The following is a 16,801-nucleotide window of genomic DNA, read 5'->3' as shown; positions in this document are numbered from 1 at the left end:
TGCCACCCGTAACCGGAGGTCCGCCTCCGTGGTTACCCTGACACCCGCCAAGATCGCCACCCGCGCACGCCGCGCCGCGCCCCGTCACGTTTTGCAGCAAAGCGTGGCCATTTCGCTGCGCGAAGCCACGCTTTGCTGCAAAACGTGGCAGCGGCCGCCAAGATCGCCGCAACTCTTGAAGAGTTGGTCCTAAAGAACGGGTCAGCCCCCGGCGAAGGGCGGGAGGACGTCCAGCGTGCAGCCGACCGGCAGGGGCGCAGAGCGGTCGTGCCAGGCGACGCCGTCCACGAGGAAGCTCGACGACTTCAGCACCAGCGCGAGGCGGCCCTCAGCCGTCGCCGTCATCGACTCGATGGAGGTGCCGGCTGGCAGCGTCGCGTCGGACGTGCCCGCCGCAGCCCGCGCGCCGGCGAAGTAGCGCACATTGATCATCTGTTAGCCCCCGATCGCGGACATGGCGCGGGTCGGCTGCAGGAAGCCGGGCTCGTCGATCCCGTGCCCTGCTCGCTTACCCCACATTGCCCGTCGCCATACGGTAGCCAACTCATCGTCCGAGGCGCCATCTCGCAACATGCTGCGAAGGTCGGTCTCGGTGGTGGCGAAGAGGCAATCGCGGATCTGTCCGTCGGCGGTGAGGCGCGTCCGGTCGCAGTCGCCACAGAACGGCCTGGTCACACTGCCGACGATGCCGACCCTTGCCGGGCCGCCGTTGACGATCCACGTCTCGGCCGGAGCTCCCGCACGATCGGAGGGGTCGGGCGCCAGATCGAACTCACGCCGCAGCGACTCCTCGATCTCCAGCGCGGTGATCATCTTTTCGCGGGACCAGCCATGCTGCGCGTCGAGCGGCATCTGCTCGACGAAACGCAGCTCACAGCCGCGGTCGAGGGCGAAGCGCAGCAGGTCGACCGCCTCGTCGTCGTTGATCCCGCGCATGAGAACCGCGTTGAGCTTCACCGGTGCGAGGCCCGCCGCGATCGCCTCGTCGATGCCCTTGATCACGTCGGAGAGCCGGTCGCGGTGGGTGAGCTCGGTGAACCGATCCTGCCGCAGGGTGTCGATCGAGATGTTGACCCGATCGAGACCGGCATCGCGCAGGGCCGCCGCCATCCGGCCGAGACCGATGCCGTTGGTGGTGAGCGCACTCTGCGGGCGCGGCGTCATCGCCGACGTCGCCGCGATGATCGCCACGAGCCCGGGACGCAGCAGCGGCTCACCGCCGGTGAACCTGACCTCGGTCACGCCCAGTCGCTCCACGGCGACCCCGATGAGCCGGATGATCTCCTGGTCAGTGAGCAGCGTCGATTTGGGCAACCAGGGCAATCCCTCGGCCGGCATGCAGTACGAGCAGCGCAGATTGCACCGGTCTGTGAGGGAGACGCGCAGATCAATGGCGCGTCGCCCGAACCGGTCAATCAGTGTGCCCATGGCTTGACCGTATCGCGAACCGCTTCCTGGAAGAAGTCGCGTCTGCGGTTATCCCACGCGATCGGCTGTCGCCGCGGCGAAGTTGAGCGCCGTGATCATGTCGCCCCGGGAGAGGGCGGGGTGCTCAGCCAGCACCTCGGTAACGCTGCGGCCCTGACCCAGCAGGTCCATGATCGTGGTCACTCGGACGCCCGTGCCGCCGATCAACGGAGCGGTGCTCTCGGCGATTGTTTCGTGGATGTGTTCCCCGTATATCACAGCTAAAGAATCAGCTGCCGAGCCGAAATCGGCAAACACTTTCGGCTGTGGGCTAATGGCCGATAGACGACAGTGCGGAGAGCACCGCGCCTCGATAGGAGCGACCGAAGAGCGCAGTATGCACGAGCAGCAGAAACAGCTGATGCAGCCCGATCCGCGCGCGCCAGCCGTCGGCGAGCGGTGCGGCCTCGTCATAGGCCGCGAGGATCCGGTCGAGGTGGGGTACGCCACCGAACAACCCCAGGTTGGCGAGGTCCGTCTCGCGGTGCCCGCCATGCGCCGCCGGGTCGATGAGGTGGCAGCGCCCGTCGGCCCCCCAGAGCAGGTTGCCCGGCCACAGGTCGCCGTGGATCCGCGCGGGCGCCTCGCCCGGGTCGAGGTCGGCGAGGTGCTCGCCGACCCGCTCGATCCGCTGTAGGTCGGGCTCGTCAAGAGCGCCGTTCTCACGGGAGAGCACCGCGTAGGGAAGGAGTCGACGCAGCCAGAACCAAGCACTCCAGCTGCCCTGCTCAGGAACGTTGGACATCGGCAGCACGCCGATGAAGCCTGGCCACGGCGCTCCGAAGCTCTCCGCGCCCGCGGCGTGCAGAGCCGCCAGTGCTCGGCCGAACTCCTCCGCCGCCCCGGCCGACGGCTCGCCCGGCTCGATCCACTCCAGGGCGAGCAGCTCGTCTGTGACGAGCAACACCTCCGCGACCGCCACGGTCCCCGGCTCGGCGAGCCAGCGCAGGCCGGCCGCCTCGGTAGCGAAGAAGCCGGGTGGAGCGGTGCTCCGCATCGACTTCGTGAAGATCGACTCACCACCGTCGAGGGTGAGCCGGGAGGCGACGCAGATCGACCCGCCGGGCACCGGAGTCTCCCGGATGCGCTGGTGCTTGAGGAAGGTCGGCAGGAGGTGTGGGTGCTCGCGCAGGTAGGCCATGTCCACACTGGGCAACCTACTGGAGGAGGAGACCTCACCGGGGAGCCGACCACCGTCAGCGGCGGAGAAAAACGCCTCGCCGCCGGGACTTCTTCCGGCGGCGCTTGGCCGAGCCGAAGGGCCAGCGGCCGAGCGCCTCGGGGCCGATCCCCTGCTGCATCGCGTCCCGCAGCAGCAGCGCCAGCGAGTAGTGCGGATCGTAGGAGAGCGCCCGAGCCAGGGCGACCCCGGCGAGCGCGCCGTCGCCCGCGCGCCAGGCGGCGAAGGCGAGCAGGGTCGCGGACGGTGTGACGAGCTCGGGGTGCGCGCGACGGGTCACGTCGAGCCAGAAGCGCAGCTGCCACGGCGCGCGATCAGTGCTCTCCCAGGCGTGGTCGCGGACCGCGATGCTCTCCAGCATGAGGGTCAGCCAGGCCAGGGTGTCGTCGTCGGGCAGCCGATCGGCCTGTGCCGCGGCCATCGCCTCGTCGACCGCCTGCACCCCGGCTCGGCGGAGAACCTGGCCGCCGAAGGGGTCGCTCTCCGTCGCGCTCGACTCGATGAGCGCGATCAGCCGCTCATCGGCTCGGGCGACCGCCTGCGCCATGGCGATCGGCTGGAGCCCGCCGATCGGCCCCACGCTGCGCACGAGGGCATCTCGATCGGGGAAGACACCGAGCCCCAGAAAGGTCGCCTCGGCCGCGACGCGGCTGCGGTCGGCACCGACCAGCAGGCCCTCCGGCGGCATGCACTCGTCGCAGAGCACGCAGTAGCACCGATCGTCGGTCACCCGGACCGCCGTGCCCACCGGCACCCAGATCGCCACCCGGCAGGCCTCGAGCGCGGGCACCGCCGTCTCCGCCGAGCCGAAGGCGATGAGCAGCACGCTCTCGACGGACCGCTGGCGCCGGACCATCTCCGCCACCTCCACCGCGAGCCGCTGGGTCTCGGGGATGATGTCCCAGCGCGCACTGAAGACGATCCGGCGAGTGGCCGGTGGCATGGACTGCAGCCCCAGCACGACGATGCTCTCGGTCGGGTGGAAGCCCAGCAGGTAGGGCACGGCGGCGGCGACATCCGCAGGATCGGAGAGCCGAAGCGTGGGAATCTCGGTCATGTCGATGAGCCTGGACGAACTCCGAAAGCGCCAACAGCCCTGTGGATAACTTGGCGAGTTATCCACAGGCGGGTTCGGCTGAGGCTCGCGCGGTTAGGCTCGCCCGGTGGATGGATTCGCCGTTATCGTGCTGGCCGGAGGGGCTGCCCGTCGGCTGGGCGGGCTGGTCAAGCCGCTGCTGCCGGTCGGCGGGACACCCATGCTGCTGCGGGTGCTGGGTGCGGCGGAGCAGGCGTCGCCCCGGGTCGTCGTCGGTCCGAGCTCGCTCGCCGCGGTGTTGCCGCCCGATGTGCTGTTGACCTGCGAGGATCCGCCCGGCGGGGGCCCGGTCGCCGGGATCGGGGCCGCCGTCGCCGGGCTGGACGGCGAGTGGGGAGGCGGGGAGGGTGCGGTTGGCGTACTCGCCGGGGATCTGCCCTTCGTCTCCGGCGCGACCCTCGACCTGCTGCGCGGCGCGCTGGCCGGAGCGCCCACGGCCGGGGTCGCGTTGCTGCTCGATCCCGGCGGGCGGCGGCAATCACTGCTTGGGGTGTGGCGGACGACCGCTTTGAGAGCAGCGCTCTCGGAGCTCGGCGAGCTCTCCGGACGTTCGCTGCGGGAGCTGCTGAGCGGGGTGGACGTGGTCGAGGTGCCCGCGCCGGCGGAGCTTCTGCCCAGCTATCTGGATTGCGACACTGACGAGGATTGGCAGCTCGCGAACCGGATGGGCAATTGATGCCCGGATGGAGGGACGAGGCCGGTCTACCGGGTCGGTAGGGTTGCGTTACTGATGAGGGAGGCAAACCGTGTCCGAACCCCACCTCTTGGACGAGCCCACCATGGCCGACCTGGCTGGCAAGGTCACCCAGGCCTGGCGTGACTTCGCCGAGGCGTTCGGGACCGCGCTGGCGGAGCTGCCGGCCGAGGCGGAGATCTACCTGACCGTCGACCCGACCGCCTACGGCACGGGCGAGGCCGTCTACTCGATCGCCGCCAACGCCGTCGAGGGCGGATCGCTGCTGGCGCTCGCGGTGGGCAACCTGCTGCTGCCCGAGGGCTACCGGCTCGATCGCGCCGCCGTCGCCGCCATGATCGAGCTCGGCTGGTCGCCGCCCGGTGTCATCGCGGGCTCCGGCGAGCACTTCGGCCGGTCCGTCGAGGTCGCCGCAGCGCCGCAGCTCGCGGCCGTGATCACCAGGACGCTCCGCGATGTGTACGGTGCACCGCACCCCGCGTTCGTGGTCTACGCCGCCCGTGACGCCGCCGATCAGCCCGTGACGATCCCGCAGCTCGGCACCGCCCGGCACGAGTCGGCCCTGGTGCAGCCCGACCCGGCGATGCTGCTGGAGGCCGCCTCCGACGACGGCACCGACCTGCCGGAGCAGGTCAAGACAGTCGTCGCAGCGATGCTCAAGACCACCCCGGACGAGCTGCCCGTCGACAAGGACGGCGACATCGGCATCCGGGCCGGTTCGGCGATGGTCTTCGTCCGGGTGCGGGAAAATCCGCCGCTCGTCGACGTCTTCTCGCCGCTGCTCACCGAGGTCGACCCGACCGAGGACCTCTTCGCGAAGCTCTCCGAGCTGACCAACCGGATGCCGATCGGCCGCCTCTACCTGACCGGCGGCACGGTCTGGGCGTCGATCCCGGTGATGGGCCGCAAGTTCCAGCCGACCCACCTGATGCTCGCCGTGCAGGTGATGACCGGGCTCGCCGACGAGCTCGACGACCGGCTGCACGGGGAGTTCGGCGGCAAGCGCTTCTTCAGCGACGGCGACAAGCCGGTCCTGCAGGAGTCCGAGCGCACCGGCATGTACCTGTAGCCGCTGCCCTACGGCACTGCAAAGGGGGCAACTCTTCAAGAGTTGTTGTTAAGGCCGGGCGGCCTGAAGCAACAACTCTTGAAGAGTTGCCCCCCTTCTAGTCGACCAGGCGGGACAGGACGATCATGCTGTGGGTGCTGGTGACGAAGGGCTCGGCGCGGAGGCGTTCCAGCGCCGCCTCGAGGTGCCCGATGTCGGCGGCCCGCAGGTGGACCAGCGCGTCCGCGCGACCCGAGACGGTGTAGGCGCCGACGACCTCCGGGTGCCGCTTCGCCGCGACCGCGATCTGCGCCGGTGTCGTCCGCCCCGTGCAGAAGAGCTCGACGAACGCCTCCGTGGTCCAGCCGACGGCGGCGGGATCGACGACCGCCGTGAACCCCTTGATGACCCCGCTGCTCCGGAGCCGGTCCACCCGGCGCTTGACCGCGGGTGCGGAGAGTGACACGACGGCGCCGATGTCGGCGTAGGACGAGCGGGCGTCCGCGGTGAGCAACGCAATGATTCGCTGGTCAACGTCGTCAAGCTGCAACATTTCGCCTCTCAGACGCAAGCGTTGCGGCTGTTCCCAGCCGTCGGTAGTCCCTACTGTAGGTGAACGTGATCTACCTGATGTGTCCGCCTGAGCACTTCACCGTCGACTACGTCATCAACCCCTGGATGGATGTCGAGACTCCCGTCGACCGGGAGCTTGCTCTCAAACAGTGGGACGATCTGCGGCGGGCCGTCGAGGACCTCGGCCATGTGGTGCATGTGCTGCCGGCCATGCCCGGCCTGCCCGACATGGTCTTCGCCGCCAACGGCGCCTTCTCGGTCGACGGCGTCGTCTACGGCGCGAAGTTCCGCTATCCGCAGCGCGCGGCCGAGGCCGACGCCCACCGGGCCTTCTACGAGCTGGCACCCGATTGGCGGTTCGTCTCGCCGACCCAGGTCAACGAGGGTGAGGGCGACTTCGCCTACGTTCCCGGCCGGGGTCTGATCCTCGCCGGCTACGGCTTCCGCACCGAACCCGCCGCGCACGCCGAGGCGCAGGAGGTGCTCGGTCGCCAGGTGCTCTCGCTGCGCCTCGTCGACCCGCGCTTCTACCACCTCGACACGGCGCTCGCGGTGCTGGACGAGCACCGGATCACCTACTACCCGGGTGCCTTCTCCGAGTCGTCACAGCGGCTGCTCGCCTCGCTCTTCCCGGATGCGGTGCTCGCTGACGAGGCCGATGCGCTCGCGTTCGCCCTCAACCTCGTCAGCGACGGCAAGAACGTGCTGATCAATGCCGACTCGGTGGCGTACGGCGAGAAGCTGTCGGCGGCCGGGTTCAGGCCGGTGCTGGTCGAGTTGGGCGAGCTCAAGCGGGGCGGCGGCAGCATCAAGTGCTGCATCAACGAACTCCGCCAGGCGGTCTGACCCCGCCTGGCCCGTTGCAGCGAAGCGTGGCCTCCGCGAGCTGGGAGGCCACGCTTCGCCAACACGCGGCTAGAGGTACTGGCCGGTGCCCTGGGCCGTCGTGGTGCCACCGCCGGGGGTGAGACCGCCGGGAACGCTGCCCGACGGCAGGGCGGGCCGACCGCGCATCTGCTCCAGCTGGAGGCGGGCCGCCATCTGCTGCGCCACCAGCGTCGCCTGGATGCCGTGGAACAGGCCTTCGAGCCAGCCGACGAGCTGCGCCTGTGCGATCCGCAGCTCCGCCTCGCTCGGCGTGGAGTTGGCCTCGAAGGGCAGTGAGAGCCGCTCCAGCTCGTCGCGCAACTCCGGTGCGAGCCCGTCCTCCAACTCGGCGATCGAGCGGTGGTGGATCTCCTTGAGGCGGCGGCGGCCGGCCTCGTCCAGCGGCGCCTGGCGTACCTCCTCCAGCAATTGCTTGATCATGCTGCCGATCCGCATGACCTTCGCTGGCTGCTCGATGAGGCGAGACGGGTCGTCGAAGTCGCTTCCCGACGACACCTCGACGGTGCCGATCGGCTGGCCGTCCGGGCCCACCACCACGACCGTCTTCTCCTCGCCCTGCTCGTTAGTCCGCTCGGCTTCAGTCATGACCCCTCCGTCTTCCGATAACTCGCATCATGGGTACCACATCCCCCATACCCACCGGACATCGCCGAGTGACCGACGCGCCCTGCGGGGCTCCTCGCTGCGCTCGTCACTCCTCGTACCAGCGCGGGCCCAGCGCCAGGCCAGCGCTTTGATTGGGTAACAGTTCACAGCCTGCCATTGACGCCACCTGTACTACGCGGTAGAACGCCGGAGTGGGCCGCTCAGCGGTCCTTATCGCGCTTGGGAGGCAGAGTTGTCAGCAGGACAGGCGGGGGCGGCGTTCGGCCAACACGACGGTCGATTCGACCGCCGACGTGCGCTGCAGTTGTTCGGCGGGGCGGGACTCGCAGGGGCGCTCGCTGCGTGTTCGTCGACGGCGTCCGACAACCCCTACTCGGACCTCCCGGTCAGCATCGGCCTGCTGCTGCCCCAGACCGGCAGCCGCAAGGCCGTCGGCGACGAGCTGAAGAACGGTTTCGAGCTCTGGCTGGAGCAGCACAGCGGTCTGCTCGGCGGTCACCCCGCCCAGATCACCTACGCCGACGAGGGCGACACGACGGAGAAGGCCAAGGCTGCCGCCGACGACCTGCTCCGCCGCAACGTCCTCGCGATCTCCGGGGTGGCCGGGGACAACGCGATCCTGGAGATGCGCGACTCGATCGAGAAGGCGCACATCCCGCTGATCGGCTCCGGCAGCTCGCCGACCGCCCTGCGGTTGCAGACCCTGCTCTACATGTGGCACACGTCCTATGTGGGCACCGAGCCCGGCAAGGCGCTCGGCATCTACATGCACACCCTCGGCGGGGGCGTCTCCATGGTCGCCGCCAACAACGTCGCCGGCCGGGACTCCGTTGCCGGGTTCATCGAGGGCTGGGGCGGCGGCAGCGGTGCGAAGCTCGCCGATCCCTACTACCTCAACTCGGTCGAAGGCATCGACCAGGTCGTCAACAAGATCGCTAATAGCGGCAACGAGCTGGTCTTCTGCGGTCTCACCGGCCAGATGGCGATCGAGTTCGTCCGGGCGATGCGCAAGCGCGTGAAGGAGACGCGGTTCTACGCGCCCGGCTCGATGACCGAAGGCCCGTCGCTGGAGGCGTTCGGCTCTCTCGGCAAGGGCATCTTCACCGCCAGCAACTACTCCCCCCAGCTCTCCAACGCCGCCAACCTGGCGTTCTCGTCGAGCTACCGGGCGAAGCACTCGACGGCGCCGACGGCCTTCGCCGTGGCCGCGTGGGATGCCGCCGCGGTCCTCGACAAGGCGATCAAGGCGTGCCGGGACAAGGTGACCGCCGACGAGGTCAACCTCAAGGTCGGCGGCGTCGGCCTCGTCACCAGCCCGCGCGGGACCTTCCAGTTCAACCAGACCCGGACGCCGCAGCAGAAGTGGTACCTCCGCGAGGTCCGCAACGACGGCCCGGTGCTGGTCAACGCCCTCATCACCGAACTGGCCACCCTGGGCTGATCCGTCGGCGCGTCCCTGTGGGGCTCCTCGCTGCGCTCGTCACTCCTCGTGCCGACGCAGGAGAGCTCTACATCCAGCCCTGGGAACGAGCCGACTGGAGAGCCTCCATGCGGTTGCGGGCGCCCGTCTTGCCGATCACGGTGGAGAGGTAGTTGCGTACCGTGCTCTCCGACAGGTGCAGGCGAGCCGCGATGTCCGCGATCGTCGACCCGTCGGCGGCTGCGGCCAGCACCTCGCGTTCCCGGTCGGTGAGCGGATTGGGCCCGGCGGCGAGCGCAGCGGTCGCGAGCGCGGGGTCGACGACGCGCTCCCCGGCGAGCACGCGCCGGATCGCCGCCGCCAGCTCCTCCACGGGGCCGTCCTTGACGAGGAAGCCGCTGGCGCCCGCGTCCATCGCCCGCCGCAGGTAGCCGGGGCGGCCGAAGGTCGTCACGATCAGTACGCGGCAGGAGGGCAGCGCTGTTCGCAGCAGTGCCGCCGCATCGAGCCCCGACATCCCGGGCATCTCGATGTCGAGCAGCGCCACGTCGGGCCGGGCGGCAAGTGCTGCGGGGACCACCTCGTCACCCCGCTCGACCTGCGCGACGACCTCGATGTCGGCCTCCAGGTTGAGCAGCAGCGCCAGGGCGCCGCGCATCATGCCCTGGTCCTCGGCGAGCAGCACCCGGATCATTTGTCCTCCGCGTCATCGGTGGAGACGGGGACCACGGCGACGACCGTGAATCCCGGGTGCGCCACGGTCGTCAGCGTGCCGCCGATCGCGTTGAGCCGCTCGCGCAGCCCGCCGAGCCCGTGCCCGCCGACGCCGGCCGGACCGCCGACACCGTCGTCGCGCACCTCCAGGCGCCAGGACGAGCCGCGGGTCACCGTCACCATGCAGGTCGTGGCCCGGCTGTGCCGGATGATGTTGGTGCTCGCCTCGCGGACCACCCAGGCGAAGGCCTCGTCGACCGGGCCCGGCAGGTCGGGGCGGACATCGGAGGTGGTCGCGATTCCGGCATCGGCGAGGGCCACGGACGAATTCTCCAGCTCCACGGCGAAGGAGCGGACGCGGTAGCCCGCGACGGCCTCGCGTACCTCGGCGAGGGCCTGCCGCCCGATCGTCTCGATCTCTGCGGCGGCCTGGGCGGTGGCGACCGGGTCCCGATCGGCGAGGCGGCGGGCGACCTCGGCCTTGACCACGATCACCGAGAGGGTGTGCCCGAGCAGGTCGTGCAGGTCGCGGGCGAAGCGCAGCCGTTCCCGCTCGACGGCGGCGTCGGCGAGCGCCTCCCGGGTGACCCGCAGCTCCCGGATCAGCGAGATCATGCTGATGACGACGAGGACGAGGGCGCTCGCCATGACCGCGTTGAAGGCGAAGCTGCCGATGTCGTGGGCGGGTATGTCGAAGGTGCGTCCGATCCCGACGGTGACGGCGATGACGCCGAGCACCCAGATGCCGCCCCAGGGCAGCCGATAGGTGGCGGCTCCGGCCACCGCGACGTAGATCGACAGGCCCAGGACGCCGCCGTCGGGCTGGTGGGCGTACCCGATGGCGAGCGCGAGCGTGATCGCGGCGAGGGACCACAGCAGGATCAGATGCGTGCGGGGCGGCGCGACCGTGCATCGCGCGAAGGCGAGGTAAACGACGACCAGATAGAGCAATGAGAAGGCGACCAGGCCGATGCCTGCGAGCCAGGCGAGCGGCATCTTGCCGTCGTGCACGTCGCGGAAGGTGTCTATGAGCGGGTAGAGCCACAGCACCGCGAACGACATCCCGGCCAGCCGCCGCGGCAGGAGGCGGCGATCGGTGAGGGGGCGCCGCGGCTCGTCGGCGCCCCCGAACATGTTGAGGACGTGGTGGTTCATTTCTGCGCGGCTGACCTGCGGTAGGTGAGGCTCGCGAAGAGGGCGAAGACGACGGTCCAGCCGATCACGATCGCCACCCCCAGCATCGGGGGCGCCTGCTTGTCGAGCACGGACCAGCCGAACTCGGCGAACCGGTAGCTCGGCATCCACCGCGCCGCCGCGGCGAGGCCGCTGGGCATCATGTCGAGCGGGAGGAAGATGCCGCCGGCGAAGGCGAGCGTGAAGGTGATCAGGAAGCTGGCGGGCGGCGCCAGCTGCGGCGGCAGCAGGAAGCCGAGCGCGAGGCCGAGCAGGGCGAAGGGCGCGCTGCCCAGCCACATCAGCGCGACGAGCGAGATCCACTGGGTGGCGTCCATCTCGACGCCCTTGACCAGCCCGCCGATGAGGCTGACCACGATCACCGCGGGGATCGCGACGAGGGTGGCGGCGATCGCCTTGATCACGACGACCCGCAGCGGCGGCAGCGGCGTGATCCGGAGCTGCCGCAGCCAGCCGGACGAGCGCTCCTGGGAGACGCCGACCCCCGTGGAGAAGGTGCCGATCATCGCGCCGTACGCGGCCCACGCGACCATCAGGAAGGTCATGGTCTTGCGGGTCTCGGCCGCGTCGTCGGTCGAGTAGGCGGAGCTGGTGCCGAGGAAGATGATCACGGGCATGGCGATGGTGAAGATGATCAGGCGCGGCTCGCGGTACATCCGCCGCAGCTCGAACTTCAGGTAGGCGAGCATCATGGCTACTCCTTGCCGGCGCTGGTCAGGGTGAGGAACGCTTCTTCGAGTCCGGCACCGGCGATCTCCAGGTTGCCGAAGGAGTGCCCGCCCTGCACGAGGGCGCGCACGGTCGCGTCGGAGTCGCTGCAGCGCAGCCAGACCCGCCCGCCGCGAACGTCGGCCGAGGTCACCCCCGGCAGTGCCGCCAGGCCGTCGCCGCTCGCGCCTTCAAGATCGAAGCTGACGGTACGCCCACCGGCCACCTTCTTGATCTGCGCACCCGAGCCGTCGGCGATGATCCGGCCGCCCGCCATGACGATGACGCGATCGGCGAAGTCGTCGGCCTCCTCCAGGTAGTGCGTGGCGAACAGGACCGTCTTGCCGCCGTCGGTGAGGCGGCGCATCGATGCCCAGAAGGCCTGCCGACTCGCGACGTCCATGGCGGCGGTCGGTTCGTCCAGCACCAGCAGATCGGGGTTCCCCGCCAGCGCGAACGCGAACCGCACCCGCTGCGACTGCCCGCCCGACAGCTTGTCGACGCGCTGCTTGACGATCCCGGTGAGGTCGGCGGCGGCGAGGATCTCGGCTGTCGGCAACGGCGACGGGTAGAGCGCCCGGCAGAGCTCGATCAGCTCGCCGACGGTGGCGTTGGGGACGAATCCCCCCTCCTGCAGCATCGCACCGATCTTGCCACTCGTGACCGCCCGCGCCGGGGACATCCCGAAGACCTCGATGTCGCCGGCGTCGGGCGTGAAGAGCCCGAGCAGCATGTTGATCGTGGTCGACTTGCCCGCCCCGTTGGGACCGAGCAGCGCCACCGTCTCGCCCCGGCCGATGGTCAGGTCGACGTCGTTGACGGCGCGGATGGCACCGTAGCTCTTGACGACTCCGCTGAGTCTTACCGCATCACTCATGTCATCGACGCTACGGTGATCGCTCGTTCCGCAGCAGAGCGCACGATCCCGACTCCGGCAGGACAAATGTCCTACCCAAGATCACCCAAGATCGCCGCAACTCTTGAAGAGTCGGTCCTAAATCAGGCCGGCCAGCAGGCGGTCGAGGTAGGCGGCCACGCCGTCCTCGTCGTTGCTCGCCGCGACCTCGTCGGCGAGCTCGATCAGCTCCGGGTGGGCGTTGCCGACGGCGACCCGGTGGCCGGCCCATCGGAAGATCGGCACGTCGTTGAGCTGGTCCCCGAAGACGATCACCTCTTCCGGCTTGATGCCGAGGTGATCGGTGACGAGGGTGCAGCCGATCGCCTTGTCGACGTTGGGTGCGCAGATCTCCACGAAGCCCGGCCAGGCCTGGATCACCTCGATCGTCTCCGGTGCGACGATCTTGCGGGCCAGGTCGACCAGCTCGCCGCCGACCTCGGCATCCACCTGTAGGAACGCCTTGATCACCGGCCCGACCTCGAAGAGCTCCTCGCGGGTGTGCAGAGTGATCATGTCGGGGTAGGGCCAGTAGCTGTCCTCGCTCCACAGCGGCGCTTCATCCGCGTCGAGCACCTCGACAGTGACCTTGAGCGGACCGAACCGCTCCTCCAGTCCCGGCATGAGCGCGGCGAGCGCGCTCGACGGGAACCGGACATCGCGCATGGTGACCGGTGCGTCGCCGGTCAGGTCCAGCACGCGGCTGCCGCCGCCGAGGACGAAGTAGGCGGCGGAGGGTAGCTGGGATCGTGACGTCCCGGTGAGGCGCGGCCCTCGGCCGGTCGCGCCCACCACGGGAATGCCCGCCCTGCTGCAGCGCTCCATGACCTGATGCGTGTAGTCGGACACGGTGAAGTCGCTGCGGACAACGGTGCCATCGAGGTCGGTGACGACCATCTTCGGAAGCATGGCCGTCACCGTAACTCAGACGATCGGCGTCAGTAGATCCCGACCGCCCAGGTAGGGTTGGAGCGCCTTGGGCACCCGGACAGAGCCGTCTGCCTGCTGATGGTTCTCCAGGATCGCCACGAGCATCCGGGTCGTCGCGAGCGTGCCGTTGAGCGTCGCGACCGCCTGCGTCTTTCCGTCGGCATCCCGATAGCGGGTGTTGAGGCGCCGCCCCTGGAAGGTCGTGCAGTTGGACGAGCTCGTGACCTCGCGATATCTCCCCTGCGACGGCACCCACGCCTCACAGTCGTATTTCCGCGCCGCCGACGAACCGAGGTCGCCGGCCGCCACGTCGATCACGCGGTAGGGCAGCTCCAGCTTGGCGAGGAGCTCCTCCTCCCACGCGAGCAGCCGCAGGTGCTCGTCGTGAGCGTCCTCCGGCGCGCAGTAGGAGAACATCTCCACCTTGTTGAACTGGTGCACGCGGATGATGCCCCGGGTGTCCTTGCCGTAGCTGCCGGCCTCGCGGCGGAAGCAGGTCGACCAGCCCGCATAACGCTTCGGGCCGTTGAGCTGCAGGATCTCGTCCTTGTGATAGGCCGCGAGCGGCACCTCGCTCGTGCCGACCAGGTAGAGGTCGTCGGCGGGCAGGTAGTAGATCTCGCTCGCGTGGGCGCCGAGGAACCCGGTGCCCTCCATCGACTCCGGCTTGACCAGCACCGGCGGGGTCATCGGCGTGAAACCGGCGTCCACAGCCTGCCAGAAGCCGAGCTGCAGCAGCGCCAGCTCCAGCATCGAGCCGACGCCGGTGAGGAAGTAGAACCGCGAACCTGACACCTTGGCACCGCGCTCGGTGTCGATCGCGCCGAGCAGCTCGCCGAGGGCGAGGTGATCCCTGGGATCGGCGAGCTCCGGCTTGGTGCCGACCTCGCGCAGCACGATGTAGTCGTCCTCGCCGCCGGCCGGCGCACCCTCCTCGATGAGGTTGGGCAGCCCCAGCTGTGCCGCGTGCAGCTCCGCCTCGGCCTCGGTGACGGCGGTCTCCGCCGCCTTCACCTCGTCGGCGAGGGTCTTGGTGCGCTCCAGCAGCGCGGCGCGCTCATCACCCTTGGCCTGGGGAATCTGCTTGCCGAGGGTCTTCTGCTCGGCGCGCAGCGCCTCGAATCGACCCACCGCCGCGCGTCGCGCCTCGTCCGCGCTCAGCAGGCGGTCCACGGACGACTCGGCGTCGCCTCGGGCACGCTGGCTGGCACGGAACAGGTCCGGGTCGTCCCGGAGCAGGCGAAGGTCAATCATGCCCATCAGGGTACGGGAGCCCCGGCCGGACCTTCACCCCGATATCACCCGACGCGATGCTCCCCTGAGGATGAGCTAGGCGGGTGCGGGCCACTCGGAGGCAGCCATCCGGGCGATGACGATCGAGATCAACACCAGCCCCAGGCCGGCGGCGGCGAACGCGACACCCTCCTCGTTGGCGGAGACCGCCAGCAGTGCTCCCGTCGCGGGCAGCAGGCCCCACGACAGCGCGCCCGCGTTCTTCCGCCCGCCTGGCGTACCGGCGATGGCGAGCGTGGCCACCCCGAACAGCAGCACGACGGCGGCGAGGTAGGCGGTTACCGCCGGTTCGTCATCGTGGATGAAGCTGCGGTCCCCGGCCCAGGAGACGCCGGTGAGAACGGCACCGGCGGCGAGGGCCACCCAGGCGAGAACCGACTGCTTCACGTCGTCGGCCTTCGGGGCTACAGCCAGGGTCAACCTGCTTTCACTGTCATGTCGATGACCTCGATGCCCTCGCCGTAGCGGGGCTCGTCATCGTCGAACTCGTCGTAGTCGTCGATCGTCCGCAGCGGACGCGTCTCGTCACTGGACCGGGCGAGGAAGAGGCCCAGCCCGGCCAGCACGGCCGCACTGACACCGAACCAGCCGCCCGACTCGGTGCGGATCTCGATGTTGGCGTCGGAACCGATCAGGATGCCGTAATAGAACCCGGCGGTGCTCGCCTGACCGAGGTGGTAGACGAGGATGCCCCCGATCGCGGCGGTCGCACCGGCGAGGCCGAGGCCGAGCAGGCGGGCGGTGTGGCGTACCCCCGGGGATCCGAAGAGCGCGACCACCGCGGCCGCGACCAGTGCGATCAGCCCGACCATGAAGGCGGTTCCGATCGTGCCCGCGACGACGATCGTGCTGGTGAGCTCCTCGACCTGACCCGGATTGTCACTGTCCGGCCGGAGGATCGTCGTCTGCCACGGCTTGATCAGGGAGATCACGGCCGAGATCGCGCCCAGCGCCACGATCACCGCGGGGATCTGGTCGAGAGATCGGGGCCACTCGGTGGGCGTCGGCTCCGCGCTCGACTCCATGACGTCAACGGGGGTGGTCATGGCCGGAAGACTACCGACCAACGACCACCCCCGTGGGGCAGGTTTTGTCAGCCGCCGAGCAGGCCGCCGAGCACACCGCCGCCGCCACCGGCACCGGCCTGCTGGCCGGAGCCCTGGCCGCCGAGGAAGCCGCCCGGAGGCTGCTCCGAGGGCTGGACGACGACGAAGCCCTGACCGGCGAAGCTCATGGTGAAGGCCTCACCCGTGCTGCGGCCCAGCAGCGTGCCGAGACCCATCTGGTCGGCGCGGTGGTAACCGGTCTGCAGCCCGGCCGACCAGCAGATCGCGGCCTGCGGGTCGACGTAGGTCGGCTGGTCCACGGTGAGCACGACGGGCGGGCCCGCGGTGGTCACGGCGATCCGGCCGCCGCCGGTGAAGACGCAGTTGAAAAGGCCCGAGTTGGACATCATGCCGACGCCCTGGACCATCTTGATGTCGTAGTTGAGCGTCGAGTCGAAGGCGAGCACGTTCGATCCGTTGATCGACAGTGCGTCACCGGGCTCGAGGTCGATGAGGTGGATGTCGGCGGCACCATCGGCGAGGAAGACGTCGCCTCGGCCGGTCAGCTTCATCAGCGGGACACCCTCGCCGGTGAGCGCCTTCTTGATGAACTTGCCGATGCCACCGGAACCTTGAGCCGCGAAGGTGACCTGGCCCTGGTAGGCGACCATGGACCCGGTCCGGGCCATCACCTCGCCGTTGAGTTCGACCTTCAGCATCTTGGAGTTCTGCAGCCGAAGCCCGGGCTGGGTCGACTCCTTCTCCAGATTCTCGGCCGCGAAGAGCGCACTGCGCATGGGGGTGCTCCTTGTGACGGTACTTCGTGCGGGAGAAAACAAGTGCAGGCAAGCATGCGCCTGCTGTGCCCGGCAAGAGTAGATCCGCTGTGCAAATGACTGTGTCGCACACGCGACTCGGCGCCGGGGACACGCGTCCGGTGACAGAGCGCACCGCTTCGGTCACCGGAGCAGCCTGAACGACGATTGTGGAGCGTGCGGGGCGTGGCTTGGCTGGATGTCTGCTCGTCAACCAGCTTCCAGGAGGCCACT

20 protein-coding genes are annotated in these 16,801 nt (G+C 69.4%); 4 read left to right on the top strand and 16 right to left on the bottom strand.

Annotated features, from left to right (window positions below; all coding sequences use genetic code 11):
- Positions 1-201: 201 nt before the first annotated feature.
- Genes F4553_RS21490 through F4553_RS21470 form a run of 5 tightly spaced genes read right to left on the bottom strand, consistent with a single transcriptional unit; the run spans position 202 to position 3,704 of the window.
- Positions 202-432: a MoaD/ThiS family protein gene (locus F4553_RS21490; protein WP_184838674.1), complete on the bottom strand. Its 231-nt coding sequence runs from the start codon at positions 430-432 to the stop codon at positions 202-204.
- 3 nt (positions 433-435) lie between these two features.
- Positions 436-1,428 (bottom strand): GTP 3',8-cyclase MoaA, encoded by a 993-nt coding sequence (gene moaA, locus F4553_RS21485; protein ID WP_184838672.1) that lies wholly within the window; start codon positions 1,426-1,428, stop codon positions 436-438.
- A 48-nt stretch (positions 1,429-1,476) separates the two neighbouring features.
- Positions 1,477-1,686 (bottom strand): DUF433 domain-containing protein, encoded by a 210-nt coding sequence (locus F4553_RS41125; protein WP_221469966.1) that lies wholly within the window; start codon positions 1,684-1,686, stop codon positions 1,477-1,479.
- Between the two features lie 52 nt (positions 1,687-1,738).
- Complete coding sequence (locus tag F4553_RS21475) at positions 1,739-2,614, bottom strand: fructosamine kinase family protein (protein ID WP_184838670.1); 876 nt, start codon at positions 2,612-2,614, stop codon at positions 1,739-1,741.
- Between the two features lie 49 nt (positions 2,615-2,663).
- Positions 2,664-3,704: a DUF4192 domain-containing protein gene (locus tag F4553_RS21470; RefSeq protein ID WP_184838668.1), complete on the bottom strand. Its 1,041-nt coding sequence runs from the start codon at positions 3,702-3,704 to the stop codon at positions 2,664-2,666.
- A gap of 106 nt (positions 3,705-3,810) precedes the next feature.
- Here F4553_RS21470 and mobA point away from each other — a divergent pair, with 106 nt between their 5' ends.
- On the top strand, positions 3,811-4,419 hold the full coding sequence (gene mobA, locus F4553_RS21465) for a molybdenum cofactor guanylyltransferase (protein WP_184838666.1): 609 nt from the start codon (positions 3,811-3,813) through the stop codon (positions 4,417-4,419).
- Positions 4,420-4,522: 103 nt separating this feature from the next.
- Positions 4,523-5,506 carry a T3SS (YopN, CesT) and YbjN peptide-binding chaperone 1 gene (locus tag F4553_RS21460; protein ID WP_221470352.1) on the top strand — a complete coding sequence of 328 codons (984 nt, stop codon included), beginning with the start codon at positions 4,523-4,525 and terminating at the stop codon, positions 5,504-5,506.
- Positions 5,507-5,603: 97 nt separating this feature from the next.
- Here the strand turns inward: F4553_RS21460 and F4553_RS21455 are convergent, their stop codons facing one another.
- Entirely contained in the window at positions 5,604-6,035 is a 432-nt protein-coding gene (locus F4553_RS21455) for an Lrp/AsnC family transcriptional regulator (protein ID WP_184841011.1), read from the bottom strand.
- A gap of 80 nt (positions 6,036-6,115) precedes the next feature.
- Here F4553_RS21455 and ddaH point away from each other — a divergent pair, with 80 nt between their 5' ends.
- A complete protein-coding gene (gene ddaH, locus F4553_RS21450; protein WP_184841009.1) occupies positions 6,116-6,904 on the top strand; it encodes a dimethylargininase in 789 nt (262 codons plus the stop codon).
- Between the two features lie 69 nt (positions 6,905-6,973).
- Here the strand turns inward: ddaH and F4553_RS21445 are convergent, their stop codons facing one another.
- Complete coding sequence (locus F4553_RS21445; RefSeq protein WP_184838662.1) at positions 6,974-7,531, bottom strand: bacterial proteasome activator family protein; 558 nt, start codon at positions 7,529-7,531, stop codon at positions 6,974-6,976.
- A gap of 253 nt (positions 7,532-7,784) precedes the next feature.
- Between F4553_RS21445 and F4553_RS21440 the strand changes: the two genes are divergently transcribed.
- The gene (locus tag F4553_RS21440; protein WP_184838661.1) at positions 7,785-8,993 is read left to right on the top strand and encodes an ABC transporter substrate-binding protein; all 1,209 of its coding nucleotides are present in this window, start codon (positions 7,785-7,787) and stop codon (positions 8,991-8,993) included.
- A 67-nt stretch (positions 8,994-9,060) separates the two neighbouring features.
- Here the strand turns inward: F4553_RS21440 and F4553_RS21435 are convergent, their stop codons facing one another.
- The 9 genes from F4553_RS21435 to F4553_RS21395 form a co-directional block, all read right to left on the bottom strand.
- Complete coding sequence (locus F4553_RS21435) at positions 9,061-9,666, bottom strand: response regulator transcription factor (RefSeq protein WP_184838659.1); 606 nt, start codon at positions 9,664-9,666, stop codon at positions 9,061-9,063.
- Positions 9,663-10,841 carry a sensor histidine kinase gene (locus F4553_RS21430; protein WP_184838657.1) on the bottom strand — a complete coding sequence of 393 codons (1,179 nt, stop codon included), beginning with the start codon at positions 10,839-10,841 and terminating at the stop codon, positions 9,663-9,665. The genes F4553_RS21435 and F4553_RS21430 overlap by 4 nt, the downstream gene beginning before the upstream one ends.
- On the bottom strand, positions 10,838-11,572 hold the full coding sequence (locus F4553_RS21425) for an ABC transporter permease (protein WP_184838655.1): 735 nt from the start codon (positions 11,570-11,572) through the stop codon (positions 10,838-10,840). Before F4553_RS21425 ends, F4553_RS21430 begins: the two co-directional genes overlap by 4 nt.
- A gap of 2 nt (positions 11,573-11,574) precedes the next feature.
- Positions 11,575-12,465: an ABC transporter ATP-binding protein gene (locus F4553_RS21420; RefSeq protein WP_184838653.1), complete on the bottom strand. Its 891-nt coding sequence runs from the start codon at positions 12,463-12,465 to the stop codon at positions 11,575-11,577.
- 117 nt (positions 12,466-12,582) lie between these two features.
- Positions 12,583-13,392 (bottom strand): HAD hydrolase family protein, encoded by an 810-nt coding sequence (locus F4553_RS21415; RefSeq protein WP_184838651.1) that lies wholly within the window; start codon positions 13,390-13,392, stop codon positions 12,583-12,585.
- Between the two features lie 15 nt (positions 13,393-13,407).
- A complete protein-coding gene (gene serS / locus F4553_RS21410; RefSeq protein ID WP_184838649.1) occupies positions 13,408-14,667 on the bottom strand; it encodes a serine--tRNA ligase in 1,260 nt (419 codons plus the stop codon).
- Between the two features lie 75 nt (positions 14,668-14,742).
- Entirely contained in the window at positions 14,743-15,126 is a 384-nt protein-coding gene (locus F4553_RS21405) for a hypothetical protein (protein ID WP_184838647.1), read from the bottom strand.
- Positions 15,123-15,752 carry a hypothetical protein gene (locus tag F4553_RS21400; RefSeq protein ID WP_184838645.1) on the bottom strand — a complete coding sequence of 210 codons (630 nt, stop codon included), beginning with the start codon at positions 15,750-15,752 and terminating at the stop codon, positions 15,123-15,125. Before F4553_RS21400 ends, F4553_RS21405 begins: the two co-directional genes overlap by 4 nt.
- Positions 15,753-15,799: 47 nt before the next feature.
- Positions 15,800-16,549: an AIM24 family protein gene (locus tag F4553_RS21395; RefSeq protein ID WP_184838643.1), complete on the bottom strand. Its 750-nt coding sequence runs from the start codon at positions 16,547-16,549 to the stop codon at positions 15,800-15,802.
- Positions 16,550-16,801 lie beyond the last annotated feature (252 nt).

This window comes from Allocatelliglobosispora scoriae (assembly GCF_014204945.1).
Classification (GTDB): Bacteria; Actinomycetota; Actinomycetes; order Mycobacteriales; family Micromonosporaceae; genus Allocatelliglobosispora; species Allocatelliglobosispora scoriae.
Note: the sequence above shows the minus strand (reverse complement) of the source record. Positions and strands in the feature narration are given on the sequence as shown.

Coding starts and splice junctions, on each gene's coding strand:
- F4553_RS21490 (WP_184838674.1), bottom strand. CDS start 432: ATGATCAATGTGCGCTACTTCGCCGGCGCGCGGGCTGCGGCGGGCACG.
- moaA (WP_184838672.1), bottom strand. CDS start 1,428: ATGGGCACACTGATTGACCGGTTCGGGCGACGCGCCATTGATCTGCGC.
- F4553_RS21470 (WP_184838668.1), bottom strand. CDS start 3,704: ATGACCGAGATTCCCACGCTTCGGCTCTCCGATCCTGCGGATGTCGCC.
- F4553_RS21460 (WP_221470352.1), top strand. CDS start 4,523: ATGGCCGACCTGGCTGGCAAGGTCACCCAGGCCTGGCGTGACTTCGCC.
- ddaH (WP_184841009.1), top strand. CDS start 6,116: ATGTGTCCGCCTGAGCACTTCACCGTCGACTACGTCATCAACCCCTGG.
- F4553_RS21445 (WP_184838662.1), bottom strand. CDS start 7,531: ATGACTGAAGCCGAGCGGACTAACGAGCAGGGCGAGGAGAAGACGGTC.
- F4553_RS21435 (WP_184838659.1), bottom strand. CDS start 9,666: ATGATCCGGGTGCTGCTCGCCGAGGACCAGGGCATGATGCGCGGCGCC.
- F4553_RS21430 (WP_184838657.1), bottom strand. CDS start 10,841: ATGAACCACCACGTCCTCAACATGTTCGGGGGCGCCGACGAGCCGCGG.
- F4553_RS21425 (WP_184838655.1), bottom strand. CDS start 11,572: ATGATGCTCGCCTACCTGAAGTTCGAGCTGCGGCGGATGTACCGCGAG.
- F4553_RS21420 (WP_184838653.1), bottom strand. CDS start 12,465: ATGAGTGATGCGGTAAGACTCAGCGGAGTCGTCAAGAGCTACGGTGCC.
- F4553_RS21415 (WP_184838651.1), bottom strand. CDS start 13,392: ATGCTTCCGAAGATGGTCGTCACCGACCTCGATGGCACCGTTGTCCGC.
- serS (WP_184838649.1), bottom strand. CDS start 14,667: ATGATTGACCTTCGCCTGCTCCGGGACGACCCGGACCTGTTCCGTGCC.
- F4553_RS21400 (WP_184838645.1), bottom strand. CDS start 15,752: ATGACCACCCCCGTTGACGTCATGGAGTCGAGCGCGGAGCCGACGCCC.
- F4553_RS21395 (WP_184838643.1), bottom strand. CDS start 16,549: ATGCGCAGTGCGCTCTTCGCGGCCGAGAATCTGGAGAAGGAGTCGACC.